General features: G+C 45.6%; 7 protein-coding genes. 4 read left to right on the forward strand and 3 right to left on the reverse strand.

The features are described 5' to 3' along the window. The first annotated feature begins 20 nt into the window (after positions 1–20). The 4 genes from sprA (at position 21) to J7623_RS17875 (ending at position 11,336) form a co-directional block, all read left to right on the forward strand. Entirely contained in the window at positions 21–7,271 is a 7,251-nt protein-coding gene (gene sprA / locus J7623_RS17860) for a cell surface protein SprA (RefSeq protein ID WP_291922829.1), read from the forward strand. Positions 7,272–7,433: 162 nt separating this feature from the next. Then, on the forward strand, positions 7,434–7,775 hold the full coding sequence (locus tag J7623_RS17865; RefSeq protein WP_291922831.1) for a hypothetical protein: 342 nt from the start codon (positions 7,434–7,436) through the stop codon (positions 7,773–7,775). 62 nt (positions 7,776–7,837) lie between these two features. Continuing rightward, entirely contained in the window at positions 7,838–10,120 is a 2,283-nt protein-coding gene (locus J7623_RS17870; RefSeq protein ID WP_291922833.1) for a TonB-dependent receptor, read from the forward strand. Between the two features lie 4 nt (positions 10,121–10,124). Then, positions 10,125–11,336: a sialidase family protein gene (locus J7623_RS17875; RefSeq protein WP_291922835.1), complete on the forward strand. Its 1,212-nt coding sequence runs from the start codon at positions 10,125–10,127 to the stop codon at positions 11,334–11,336. A 68-nt stretch (positions 11,337–11,404) separates the two neighbouring features. Here the strand turns inward: J7623_RS17875 and J7623_RS17880 are convergent, their stop codons facing one another. The 3 genes from J7623_RS17880 to J7623_RS17890 all read right to left on the reverse strand — a co-directional run bounded on the left by J7623_RS17880 (position 11,405) and on the right by J7623_RS17890 (position 14,429). Then, entirely contained in the window at positions 11,405–11,566 is a 162-nt protein-coding gene (locus J7623_RS17880) for a hypothetical protein (RefSeq protein ID WP_291922837.1), read from the reverse strand. A gap of 145 nt (positions 11,567–11,711) precedes the next feature. Beyond that, positions 11,712–12,467 (reverse strand): SDR family NAD(P)-dependent oxidoreductase, encoded by a 756-nt coding sequence (locus J7623_RS17885; protein WP_291922839.1) that lies wholly within the window; start codon positions 12,465–12,467, stop codon positions 11,712–11,714. 33 nt (positions 12,468–12,500) lie between these two features. Then, complete coding sequence (locus tag J7623_RS17890; protein ID WP_291922842.1) at positions 12,501–14,429, reverse strand: gliding motility-associated C-terminal domain-containing protein; 1,929 nt, start codon at positions 14,427–14,429, stop codon at positions 12,501–12,503. Positions 14,430–14,467 lie beyond the last annotated feature (38 nt).

Consider the following 14,467-nt stretch of genomic DNA (forward strand, 5'->3'; position numbering starts at 1 on the left):
TCTATAAAAACCTATTTTTCTTGGCAAGAAAAACATACTATGGTGCTTTTGCCGTGATAGCAATTGTATCCTTTATCATTGTTGACACTGCCGCTAGGGATCGTTCTGGGAATCTGAAGTTATCGAGAAGGAGATGGAAGCCGGATACCACCATTACAGGTCAAACCAAAATCGATACTACCGGGAAACAAGATACCTTGAAATACCCCCTGAAGGACAGACGCGGCCCCATTTTAACGGATCCGGCGTCCAGGGGAGGTATTGATCTGAAAGACCCTGCAAACATCAACAAAACAGTAGAATACGATCCCGTTACGAAGCAATATACCGTTACCGAAAAAATCGGGAACCAGTATTACCGTAACCCTACCTACATGAACTTCGACGAGTTCTATAAATTACAATCCAAACAAAGCGAACAGGATTACTGGCAAAAAAGAGCCAGCGCCCTCGGTAACCTCAACCAACGCAGCAACGGCCCCGCCCTGTATAATGGCAACAACCTTTTCGACCGCCTCTTTGGTGGCAGCAAAGTAGATATACGCCCCCAGGGTAGCCTGGACCTTACCTTCGGCTACCAGGGCCAGAATATCAAAAACCCCGTACTGGTGGAACAAGCCAGGAAAAACGGCGGGTTCAATTTTGATATGGGCATCAATATGAACGTAGTCGGTAAAATCGGGGATAAACTGAAACTCATCACCAACTACAACACCCAATCCCAGTTTGATTTTGAAAACCAGGTAAAACTCGAATATACCGGCTATCCGGACGAAATCATCAAGAAAATTGAAGCCGGCAACGTGAGCTTCCCCCTGCGTAGCTCCCTCATTTCCGGGATCCAATCCCTCTTCGGGGTAAAAACCCAGTTGCAGTTTGGACGCTTAACCGTTACCAGCGTACTCTCTAACCAAAAATCACAGAAACAAAACCTCATGCTCAAAGGTGGTACCCAGGTACAGGACTACAACCTCCGGGCAGATGAGTATGAAGATAACCGCCACTTCCTGCTGGCGCAGTTTTTCCGGGATACGTTCAACTATGCCATGTCTAACCTGCCTGTTATCAGGTCACTCACCAATATCACCCGCCTCGAAGTATGGGTAACCAACAAAACCGGGGCTACCACACAAACGCGTGATATCGTGGGTTTGATGGACCTGGCAGAACAAGATCCCTACAATAAAACAGCCATCCACGTTAATACAAGTTCCAAACTCCCGGATAGAGGAACGAACGACCTCTATTCCAATTTGATCCGGGACCCGATGAGCCGGAATACCGGAACAGTTGTCAGCCGATTGCTCGCCCTGGGCCTGCAACCGGTTTCTGAGTTTGAAAAAACATTTGCCCGTAAACTCGATTCTACCGAATATATCTACAACAAACAACTGGGTTTCATCTCCCTGAATCAACAATTACAACCCGATGAGGTACTGGCAGTTGCTTACCAGTATACCTACAACGGCAGGGTATACCAGGTAGGTGAATTTTCGCAGGATGTACCGCCAGACCAGAACAACAGCGCCAACCAGCCCGTGTTGTTCCTCAAATTATTGAAAGCTACATCTGCCCGTCCTACTTTGCCAATCTGGGACCTGATGATGAAAAATATTTACGCCACCGGTGCCTTCCAGGTAAATAAGGAAGACTTCCGCATGGACGTATATTATAAAGATCCCGGTGCAGAAGGCCGCCCACCAAGTGATAAACGATATATCCCCGATGCAAAAGGGGATTATGCCGGCGCACCTATTATCACCATCCTGGGACTGGATCGCTTAAATAATCAATTGGATCCACAACCCGATGGCGTATTCGATTACGTGGAAGGCTACACGATTAATTCCCTCACTGGTAAAATCATGTTCCCCACGCTGGAACCATTCTCCGGCGGACTGAAAAAAGCCTTCGGCGGAGATGCAACACTGGAAAAACAATATCTCTATAATGTACTGTATGACTCCATCAAAGTGGTAGCCCAGCAGTTTCCACAACTTAACCGGTATGTAATACGGGGTTCGTATAAATCGGCCAGCTCCTCAGAAATTAACCTCGGCTCTGGTACAACTATCCCACCAGGTTCCGTGACGGTTACCGCCGGCGGCCAGCAATTGAGGGAAAATGTGGATTATATCATTGACTATAACCTGGGCCGGCTGAAAATTATTAACGGTGGCGTATTGAATTCCGGGGTACCTATTAATGTACAGTTTGAAAATAACTCCCTCTTCGGACAGCAGGTCCGTAATTATTTCGGTACCCGCTTCGATTATATGGTCAACGATAAACTAAGTTTAGGCGGTACCGTAGTACGCATGAGTGAACGCCCCTACTACCAAAAAGTGAATTATGGGGAAGATCCGATCAAAAATACCATGGTGGGCCTGGATGCAAACTATGCTTCTGAATGGAAAGGACTGAACCGCTTCCTGGATAAATTGCCTAACTATACCAGTACTTCTCCGGCCAATATATTATTTACTGGTGAGGTAGCCCGCTTGTTCCCAGGTCATAGTAAGCTGGTGAATCAACCTGGCAGCAGGCAGGGAACCGCTTATATCGATGACTTTGAAGGGGTGAAAAGTGGATATGATCTTAAATTCCCGGCTACCAGCTGGGCACTGGCCTCTACGCCAAAAGGTGCTACTGATGCCACCGGCAAAGTGATGTTCCCGGAAGCAGAATTGAATAATGTGCTGGATTACGGAAAAAACAGGGCAAAATTGGCCTGGTATATCATTGAGCCTACCCTGCAGTTGCCGAAATCACCGAACCTGCCAAATGGTATTACCATCGATGATCAATCAGATCCCCGCTCCAGGTTAGTGTATCAAAAAGAAGTATTCAAAAACCGGTCTACCGATTTCGGGCAAAGCCAATTAAGCACCCTTGATCTCGCCTACTATCCTACAGAAAGGGGCCCGTATAACTTTACCAACAGTCCGCTCATGATGAATGGCAACGGATTACTGGCCCGGCCGCAAACCCGTTGGGGTGGTATCATGAGAGCTATTGATAACAGCGACTTTGAAACTGCCAACATCGAATACATCGAGTTCTGGATACAGGATCCTTTCATCAAACAGCCTAACAGCGGCGGTGGTTCCCTGTACTTTAACCTCGGTAACGTATCAGAAGATATCCTTAAAGATTCCAAGAAATTCTTTGAAAATGGAATGCCTGACCCGCGCCAGGATCCAAATAAGATCGATTCTTCCAAATGGGGGCGTCAACCTAAATTCCAGCAACAAATTACCCAGGCGTTCGATAACGATCCGAACATCCGCAGCTACCAGGACGTAGGGTACGATGGTCTGAAATCACAGGATGAAGGTGCTTTTTATCAGACGTATATGGATACACTCCGGATGAATTTCGGCGGTAGCCCCGTATATAACCAGGCGCTGAAAGATCCGGCCAACGATGATTATAAACATTATCGCGATCCTTCGTATAATGGCATGAACATCCTGCAACGCTATAAAAATTATAGTAACCCGGAAGGTAACTCGCCGGTATCTGATCCTAAATCTGTGTTTTCTTCTGCTGCCACCAATATCCCTGAATCAGAAGACCTGAACAGGGATAATACCATGAATGAAACAGAAGAATATTTCCAATACCGGGTGGACCTCAAGCCTAATATGCAGGTAGGCTCCAACTTTATTGTGGATAAGATAGAGGCAGATGTTACCTTACCGAATAACCAGAAAACCACTGAAACCTGGTACCAGTTTAAAGTACCGTTGAACCAGTTCAACGCTAAAGTGGGTAAAATCCCCGACTTTAAATCCATTCGCTTTATGCGTATGTTCCTGACCGGGTTTACAGATTCTGTCATTGTACGTTTTGCCAAACTGGAACTGGTACGTAACCAATGGCGCCGTTATATGTATGAGCTGCGCCCGGGCGATCCAATTCCTTTGGACAACTCTACCACCTTTAATTCTGCCGCTGTTAATATTGAAGAAAACTCTTCCCGCGCACCTATTCCTTATGTGTTGCCGCCAGGAGTAGTAAGACAAAATACCATCAGCACCAATAATACCACGCTGCAGTTGAACGAGCAGTCATTATCTGTACAGGTATGTAACCTGAAAGATGGTGAAATCCGCGCCTTGTATAAAACGCTGAACATGGATCTGCGCCAGTATAAAAAGCTGCAGATGTATATCCACGCAGAAGCTGTAGGTGCTGCCACTGCGCTGAAAGACGGACAAATGCAGGCGGTGATCCGTATCGGTAGCGACTTCGTTAGCAACTATTATGAATACCGCATCCCGCTGAAAGTAACAGATTGGAACGGTCCTAAAACAGCATTTGACATCTGGCCGGAACGTAATAACCTGGACCTGCTCATGTCACAACTCAGTGCGCTGAAACAGAAACGTAATATGTGCGACTCCTGTACGCCGCTGTTACCTTATCCACAAAATCCGGTAGCCGACCAGTATGGTAACTATATGTCTGTAGTGGGTAACCCTAGTTTGGGAGATGCCCGTACAATGATGATCGGTATCCTCAACCCTAAAGATGACGGGCAACCACATTGCGCCGAAGTATGGCTGGATGAATTACGCCTGGCAGACTTTGATGAAAAAGGTGGTTATGCCGCGTTGGCAAGGGTAGATGTGCAGTTATCCGATTTAGGTACTATCTCCGTCTCCGGTAATATGCATACTGCCGGTTTCGGAAATATTGATCAGCGTGTGAATGAGAGGTTCAGGGATAACTTCCTGCAATACGACGCAGCCGCCAACCTGGATCTTGGAAAACTGCTGCCTAAGAAAATGGCTATTTCCATTCCCGTATATGCCGGTTATTCACAGTCGGCCAGCAACCCGGAATATGATCCGTACGACCTGGATATTAAACTGAAAGATAAAATAGCTTTGGCCAGAAACCGCCGGGAAAGAGATTCTATCCGGAAAGATGCGCAGGACTTCACTTCTATCAAAAGTCTGAACTTTACCAACGTCCGGAAATTAAATCTTGGAGGCGGTGGTAAACGACATCTGTGGGATATAGAAAACTTTGATCTCAGTTATTCCTTCTCACAAATTCTGCGGCATAATCCGCTGATTCTAAACGACCAGCTCACGAAACATCGGGGAGGGCTGGGGTATAACTTTGCCGGCCAACCGCATTACCTGGAGCCGTTTAAGAAACTGATCAAATCCAAAACGCATTGGCTCGATCTGATCCGCGACTTCAATATCAACTATGTGCCGTCTATTCTCAGCTTCCGGGCAGATATATCCAGGCAGTTTGGCGTCACGCGGGTACGTAATGTGGGTGGGGATGTGAAGTACCAGTTGCCGGAAACCTACAATAAATACTTTACATTCGACCGCTATTATACCGTGAAATGGGACCTGACGAGGAGTATTAACTTTGAGTTCAACGCTGTAAATAATGCACGTATAGATGAGCCTAACGGCCGTATTAATGATGCTGCGAAGAAAGATACTGTACGCAGGAATTTCTTCAAAGGCGGACGTAATACCAATTACATGCATAACGCCAACTTCACGTATACACTGCCTACTTCCAAATTCCCGGCGCTGAGCTGGACCAACGTATCGTTTGGTTACAGCACGGAATACCGGTGGACAGGCGCTTCGCAGCTGGCATTGTATCTCGGTAACGCGATAGAAAACTCCCAGCAGAAAACGCTGACAGCAGAATTTAAATTTGTGGAGTTGTATAATAAGTCGAAGTTCCTGCGGCAAATCAATACCCGCAAATCGCCGAATAATAACAATAATCAAAACAATAAAACAGCCGCTAATCAGCAGAATCAGGCCGCCCAGGAAGAAATAAATCCATGGGTAAAAGGAGCCCTGAAAACACTGATGATGTTGAAACGGGTTGGATTTAATTACAACGAAAACGCAGGCACCCGCTTACCTGGTTATATCGACAGTACCAAGATTATAGGTATGAACTGGGCAACCATGGCACCTGGCCTTAACTTCGTATTCGGTTATCAACCAGATAGGAAGTGGCTGGACAAATTTGCACAGAAAGGACTCATTACACCGGATACCCTGTTTAATATCCAGGCGCAACAACAGTTTACGCAAAGATGGGATTTACAGGCCCAGCTGGAACCTGTAAACGACCTTCGTATAGATATCAATATGACGAAGTCGTTTACCAAAACACATACAGAACTGTTCAAGAATCTGACAGATCCCAGCAACTTCCAGCACCTGAGTCCATACGATGCCGGTGGTTTTGAAATCACGTATATCGCTATCAAAACAATGTTTGGTAAAATCAATGCAACAGATGGTATTTCACAAACCTTCCGCAACTTTGAATCTTACCGTAACGCCATCTCCAAAAGATTAGGTGCCGCCAATCCTTATAATAAGGATCCGGGCGTACCATCCGGAGATCCGAAAGATCCTACTTACGCTTATGGTTATACCCGGTATGCGCAAGACGTGTTGATTCCTGCATTCCTGGCGGCATATACAGGTACTACACCGGATAAGATTGCCCTGTTGAAGCAAGGAAATGATAATGTGAAAAGTAATCCTTTCAGTAATTATTTCCCCAAACCAAACTGGAATATCACTTATAATGGATTGACCAAACTGGAACCGTTTAAATCTTTCCTGACCAACTTCACTGTACGTCATGCTTATACGGGTTCGCTCAGTATGAACTCTTATAATACCTCCATGTACTTTGAAGATCCGCGCCTCACCGGATTCCCGGCATTCAGAGATACAGTATCCGGCAACTACTTCCCGTATTTCCTGGTGCCGAACCTCACGCTGACCGAGTCGTTCTCGCCGTTGTTAGGAGTGGACCTCACATTTGTGAATAGTTTGAATGCGCGCGTGGAGTTCAGGAAAAGCCGTTCGCTCAGTTTGAGTCTGATCGACTATCAACTAACGGAAGTACGTTCCAGCGAGATTATTATCGGTGCCGGCTATCGTGTAAGAGGTGTACAAATGCCATTCTCTTTCAACAGGAATGGTGGCAAGAAAATGCAGAATGATATGAACTTCAGGCTGGACCTGAGCTTCAGAGATGATAAAACTGCCAATAACCGGTTAGATGCCGATCTGTCTATTCCAACCAGCGGACAGAAGGTAATTGGTATATCGCCGTCTATTGATTATGTAGTGAATAACCGGTTGAATCTTCGTTTCTTCTACGACCGGAGACAAACCATACCGGTGATCTCTACTTCGTACCCGATTACCAGTACCAGTGGTGGTATTACATTTAGGTTTGTATTGTCGCAATAGCTGCAATGATAAATAATAAATCACGGGACTTGCATATAGATAGTGAATACAGTAGCTAATATTCACGAATATCTATATACAAGTCCCGTAATTCGTAAGGCGTAATTCATAATTATTTCCTAGGTTTGCGGCGTGAAAGGGTTCGCGATCATATGCATATTTATGGGGTTATTGCTGCAGAATTTCAGCAAAAGCCTTATTGTGATGCAGTTTACAGTGAACCAGTCTTATATTGCCAGCACGCTTTGTGAGAATAAGAACAAGCCGCAAATGCACTGTAACGGTCGTTGCCATCTTAAAAAAGAGCTGAACCGCGACGCCGAGCAAGACCGCAACAATAGCAACAGTAAAGATAAATATGAGGTGATGTTTGTAGAAGCCCTTCAGGCGTTTCATACTGCACCACTGCCCAACCAGGTTACTTTCCTTTCTTTTTATAAGGACCCCTGCTCAAATTCTTCCCTATCTTCCGTTTTCCATCCTCCCCAGTCAGTAGTTTCCTGACATTTCTTTATATATCTGACTAATACTGTTTGCGCACAGCGAACAGGAAACCATTCTACTACATGAAACAATGTTGTTTACTCATCATTGCGTGTATGGCTGCGTATAGCAGTAAGGCACAGCAATTACATGGGCGTGTGGCGGATGTGCAAACCAAGGAAGCTTTACCTGGCGTGAATGTAAGACTGCTGCATGTAGCGGCGGGCTGCCATACCAATGTGCAGGGAAAGTATGAACTGTTGGCCACCGGCACAGACTCTATAGAAATATCTTATATCGGTTATATTACCCGGCAGATACCGGCTGCAGAAGCGGCGCATATGCCGGTGATTTATCTGCAACAGCGGTCTACCAATCTCAATGAAATTGTGGTCTCTACATCCAGGGATAAACAGGAACGCACCGAAGTGCCCGTAGCGATCAGCACCATTTCGGCCCAGACATTAAGCGATACCAAAGCAACATTGCTGAACCAGGTATTGAATAAAGTAAGCGGCGTATATATGGTAGACCTGGGGAATGAACAGCACACCATGACTATCCGTCAGCCTATTGGCTATAAAAGCTTGTTTTTATACCTGGAAGATGGGATACCTATCAGAACAATCGGCGACTTCAATCATAATGCGCTCATTGAAATTAATATGGCCGCGCTGAGGAACATTGAAGTGATCCGTGGCCCCGCTTCTTCTTTATACGGCAGTGAAGCCGTAGGAGGTGCCGTGAATTTTATTACCGCTTCGCCTACATTGGTGCCTACCGCTAAAGTACAGTTGGAAGGCAGTAATTGGGGCTATAAACGTACGGATTTCAGTGTATCCAATACCGTGAAAAAAACTGGTTTTGCCGTGAGTGGTTACTATGCCAATCAAAGCCATGGATACATGGATCACAGCGACTTTCATAAGCTGGCGCTCACTGCAAAAGTAGATTACCAGGTCAACGAAAAAACGAAATGGACCAATGCCGCAACGCTGATCAATTATAAAACGGATCAAACCGGCGGATTGGACAGCACACATTTCTTTGCTAAAGACTATCGCAATTTCCAAACGTTTACTTACCGGGAAGTGAAAGCATTACGTGTTCGCAGCACCCTGGATCACGACTGGAGCAATAGCAGTCATACTACTTTTACCGCCTTCTTCCGTAATAATACCATCGGGCAAAATCCTTTTTATGCGATCAGGGATGTGAGAGGCACCCAAAAAGCAGATGGACAAATCAACAGCGACGGGTTTAACAGTTATGGCATTATTGTGCAGCATAAGAAGCAATTTCATTGGAAGGATGCGGCGCTAATAGCTGGGGTGAGCGCTGATTACAGCCCGGCTACCTATATCGCCAATTATATTGCTATTACGAAAGATGCAGCAGGCTACTATGCCAATTATCGGCAAACAGATTCCGTGCTTACCGACTATCGCGTGGGGCTGCTGAACAGTGCCGCCTATACGCAATTTGAATTTTCTCCTATGGCAAATATGCGCGTAGTGGCAGCTTTGCGCTATGATCGCATGGACTATAATTTCGAAAATCATTTGAAGCCCTCCGCGTACACCGGCGCACCCAGTGAGCGAAATAACTTCAATGCGCTTACCCCTAAACTGGGGCTTACGTATAACCTTGGTAATAATCGGGGCTTATACGCCAACTATAGCGTGGGATTTGCACCTCCTAATATTTCAGAATTATATACCGGCGTAAAAGTGCCAGTGTTGAAATCTGCCACTTACCAGAACTATGAAGCCGGCGGCTGGTTTGGTTTTGCCAACCATAAAGGTTATGCAGACCTGAGTGTGTATCGCATGAATGGCAGCAATGAAATTATCAGTGTGAGAAATGCAGATGGTATGTATGAAAACAGGAATACCGGTGCCACTACGCATAGTGGCATAGAGTGGAATGTGAAGTATGCACCTGTGAATAGTTTACTCATACGAACCAGTGGTACATATGCTGAACATATTTTCAAAGCTTATGCAGATGGGAATAAAGTATACAGCAATAACCAGATGAATGGTGCGCCTAAATGGATCACCAATACAGAAATTACCTGGAAGCCTGCTGTATTAAAGGGTTTCAGGCTGGGAGCAGAATGGCAGCATATCAGTAAATATTTTATGGATGCCGCCAACACATCACTGTACAATGGCTATGATTTATTTAATGCCCGTGCCGGATATGCATTTAAAGGGTTTGAATGTTGGCTGAACTGCCTGAATATAGGAGACCAGTTATATGCTACCACCGCAGAGAAATCTGCTTATGGAAAAACTTACCGCGTAGGCCCACGGCAAACATTCAATTTTGGCGTGGCTTATACATTTACCGGGAAAAATTAAGGTCATGAAATTATTGCTAACTACGTTGCTGTTGTTAATGCTCTGGTCTTGTCACCGTAACGAGGTACAGCCGGAAGCGGTAGTAGTGGTCTCTCACACGGGCCGCGACGCCTCCTGTCCTTATGTAACGAGGGATGCTGCGATGCGTCCGGTAATTAGCTGGGTAGAGAAAGATAGTAGTACTGATACGGGTTTGATGTATTATGCGGTGTCTAACGATAACGGGCATACGTTTTCTGAACCGGTGGTGATTCCCACTACAACCGGCGTTTTTCCGCATGATGAAAACCTTCCTAAATTGTTGTTTAAGCCGGGAGGCAATATGATCGCGATGTTTGGCGTAGAAGCCAACGATCCGCGTAATAAGTATGCCGGAAAGGTGATGTATACACAGTCGTTTGACAGTGGTAAAACCTGGCAGGCTGCGATGCCGCTGGTAACCGATACGGCCGGTTATGATCAGCGTTATTTCGATATGGCGTTGTTACCTGGTGGAGAAGCGGCTGCTATCTGGTTGGATAACCGGAAGGAAACGAACGAGGAAGGTTCTACGCTTTATTTCTCCGTAACAAACGGGCAAAGTGGATTTCAGGCCGCAAAGCCTGTTGCTACTACTATTTGCCAGTGTTGCAGGACGCGGATGTATGTATCGGACAACGGGAACATTCATCTCGCCTATCGCGATATTATCAATGATTCTATCCGTGATATGGTACACCAGGTATCTACAGATGGAGGTAAATCATTTTCGGCGCCGGTACGCATCAGCGCCGATAACTGGGTGGTGAATGGTTGCCCGCATACAGGGCCTGCACTGACCGCTAACAGTACCGGCCTGCACTTCGCCTGGTTTACCATGGGAGGAGGAAAAGGCGCCTTCTATTGCCGCTCTGTTGATAACGGCAACACCTATACGCAGAAAGAGCCCCTCAGCAAGGCACCTATGGCGAAGCATCCACAAATGACTACTGTAAACGACGAAGTAATGGTAGTATGGGACGAGCCGGTGAAATGGAAAAATGATTTTAACAGCAGAATAGGCTTTCAGTATAAATCGGCCGAAGGCCAGACAAAACAGGCAGGCTTTTTTACAACAGACAGTAGTTATGCAAATTTCCCGGTGATCTGTGCTTTGAAAGAAGAAAAGGCCTTGTTGGCGTATAAGCGGCGGAACGGTAACCGGAGTGAAGTAGTAGTGAACAGGATAGCGTTATAGTCTAAAATAAATTTGGGATGTAGATGATTTTTTTGCAAAAAAAATCTACATCCCAAATCAAAAAAGTCTCAGCTGTAGCCCAATGAATAGCCTTTGTCTCCGACCCAGTCTTTACGCGATGCCCAGCGGCCGTAATTGCCTCTCCGGGAATTACCGAAATAAAGACGCCATCCTTCTCTCCATGTTGGATAGTACAGGCGTAGCAAGTACATAGTGATAAATGTAAGCATAGGGATATGGTTTCATGTTTAGGATAGACAGTTAGTTTAGTTGCATTGGCATAAATCTCTTGCAGACACCGGTTTATTGGCAAGAAATATATAAATGTTTCCAAATATAAAAAATTATCCTAAACCATAAAATCACACCTCTGTGTTATTTTTTATCTATGTAGTAGGCATTGGCCTGTTGTAAAGGCGTCAATACCAGGTCATTAATACAAACATGTGGTGGCAGGGATGTGCAGTATAATACCACGTCTGCCACGTCCTGGGCCGTTAAAGGAATAAAACCTTTATATACATCTTTCGCCTTGTCTTCATCGCCTTTAAATCGTACCAGCGAGAACTCCGTTTCTGCTGCACCAGGATGAACGGCAGTTACTTTGATACGATAAGGTAACAGATCAATCCGCATGCCTTGCGTAATAGCGTCTACCGCCGCTTTGGTAGCACAATACACATTGCCCTTTGCATATACCAGTTTAGCCGCTGTGGAGCCTATATTCACAATATGGCCCGTAGTACGGGAACGCATCCACGGAATAACGGTGCGCGATACATAAAGCAATCCTTTTACGTTGGTATCAATCATTGCATTCCAGTCGTCTGTACTGCCTTCATCGATGGTACTTAAACCAGCCGCCAGACCTGCGTTATTAACAAGGATGTCAATCTTCTGCCACTCTTCCGGGATATTACCCAATACGGCTTTAACAGCCGCCTCATCTCTCACATCAAAATTTAATGCCAGTACATTCACACCAAATTCCTGGGTGAGCTGTGTCTGGAGTGCTTCCAGTCTTTCTTTCCGCCGTCCGGTGATAATCACATCATAACCCTTACTGGCATACGTAGTGGCACATGCCTGGCCAAATCCGGCAGTTGCACCTGTGATAAGAACAATACCCATGAGATGAAAATTTTTGTGCAAGGTACGAAAGGATCAGCGGATCAACGTGACGGTTCCTTTTTTCGTTATTTGTTTACCGTTGAAGTCGGTGCCTTCCAGTATCCAGATGTAGGTATCTACCGGCGCCGGCATACCCTTGAAGGTACCATCCCAGCCATTGCGGAAATCAGTAGATGCATAAATTTCCACGCCCCAGCGGTTGTAGATACGGAAGTATTTATAGGTGGTAATACCAACGGGAATAAAACGGAAACGATCATTCAGCCCGTCACCATTGGGCGTAAATGCATTGGGGATATACATTTCAGGACCGGTATAATATTTTACGCTCACTGTTGCATAACCAAAGCATCCCTGCTGGTTGGATACACGCAGTTTAAACGCAATGTCGTGGTTGTAGTTTAATACCGGGTGCGCAATACCAGGATCTGATAAACCATCTGAAGGCGTCCATGAATACATTTCTCCGCCACTGCCCTGCATCACCAGTTGTTGTCCCCTGGCCAGTATAGTGTCGTTACCGGCATATGGATTCACTTCGTAAATCCGGATATTTTTGGTAACGGTTTTTTCACATTGCTTATCGGTGCGCAACGTCAATGAAATCGTATATACGTCACCTTTAGTAAAGGTATGTGCCATGGATTGTTGTATGCCGGGTGTAACAGCACTGTCGTTGGTGCCGAAATCCCACACATGCGAAGTAATGTGGCCATAGTAGTAGGACGATGTATCATTAAACTGTATAGGCTCTCCTTTGCATACGCCGCTGGTCGTAAAACCCGCTTTTAGCCCCGGATAATTATAGACGGTACCTTCTGTGCTGTCGGTACAGGCCAGCCCGGGATTTACAATCAGTTTCACTTTGTATACACCAGTGTCGGGATATTGGTGATAAAACAGGGTTTTGTTGTTGGTAAGGGTGTCTGTACCATCTCCAAATGTCCAGTAATAGGCAGATGAATAACCGGCAACGCTGGAATTAGGAATAGGCACATGTAAGGCGGGGTCTTCTGTACAATTGGCGAGCACCGATGGGAAGGTAGCGGTGATGTTGGTTTGACAGTTGAATACCGTGAGTAAGATGTCCTTGCTATGGGTACCCAGGAATTGTTTGGTGTATGGATCGTATTCATTCACGCACACAGTTACCACATATTTACCGGGTTGATTTGGTGTACAGGTGATAAGTCCTTTGGATGATATGGAAATGCCTGGTGCTCCGTTCATCGGGTTGCTGCCCGAATAAGGCGGAATATAGCGTACAGTAGTATTGTAGGGCGGTGGCGTGGTAGATGTATTTTCATTGTTGACAGAACCATCTGTTAATGCGCTGCAAAGATTATAGGTAAGACTATCACCATCTTCATCATATGCGGCATAATCCAATGTAAATGGCATGGAGCCGCAAATAACAATAGAGGTGTCTTTATTGAAATAAGCGCTGTTATTAAAAGGTCTTGATTCGGTACCGGGAATAACGGTGTAGTAAGTAGATCCTTCGTGTTCTGAATCATAAATATTACTCAGTCTTTCGCCACGGCAGCAACGTTGTGACGATACATAGTAGCCACCGGGAATAGGCGCCAGTTCTATTACTGCAGTATAAAAGGCTACTTCCAGGTGCTGTGCCTGTGGTGCCAGGCAGGGATTTCTCAGTGTATCAATCAGGGGACGTGTTTCGGAAATATAGAGATATACGGAAGATAAAACTTTGGAACCGCTGGAAGTGAATACATTAGCTGTAACGGGGTTTTCAAATCTGTCGATACACCCTTGTCTGTCGCCGCAGGTAAAATCTGCGTCGCGGTATAGCTTGAGGGTGATGAGATAACGGTAGCGTGTATTATCTCCACTCCTACCCAATGTTTTATAATAAATTTCGCCACCAATGATGTGATATCCAGCTGCGAAAATAGGGAACAAACAGCAGCTCAATACCAATAAAACCGCTCTCTTCATGATGGGGGATACTGCTCTCTGAATTTAACAAAAAAAAA

The organism is Chitinophaga sp. (genome assembly GCF_017745275.1).
Taxonomy (GTDB): Bacteria; Bacteroidota; Bacteroidia; order Chitinophagales; family Chitinophagaceae; genus Chitinophaga.

What these genes read in the sequence shown, in the direction of transcription:
- J7623_RS17885 (WP_291922839.1), bottom strand. Translation starts at nt 12,467, where the DNA reads ATGGGTATTGTTCTTATCACAGGTGCAACTGCCGGATTTGGCCAGGCA.
- J7623_RS17875 (WP_291922835.1), top strand. Translation starts at nt 10,125, where the DNA reads ATGAAATTATTGCTAACTACGTTGCTGTTGTTAATGCTCTGGTCTTGT.
- J7623_RS17865 (WP_291922831.1), top strand. Translation starts at nt 7,434, where the DNA reads ATGGGGTTATTGCTGCAGAATTTCAGCAAAAGCCTTATTGTGATGCAG.
- J7623_RS17880 (WP_291922837.1), bottom strand. Translation starts at nt 11,566, where the DNA reads ATGCTTACATTTATCACTATGTACTTGCTACGCCTGTACTATCCAACA.
- J7623_RS17870 (WP_291922833.1), top strand. Translation starts at nt 7,838, where the DNA reads ATGAAACAATGTTGTTTACTCATCATTGCGTGTATGGCTGCGTATAGC.
- J7623_RS17890 (WP_291922842.1), bottom strand. Translation starts at nt 14,429, where the DNA reads ATGAAGAGAGCGGTTTTATTGGTATTGAGCTGCTGTTTGTTCCCTATT.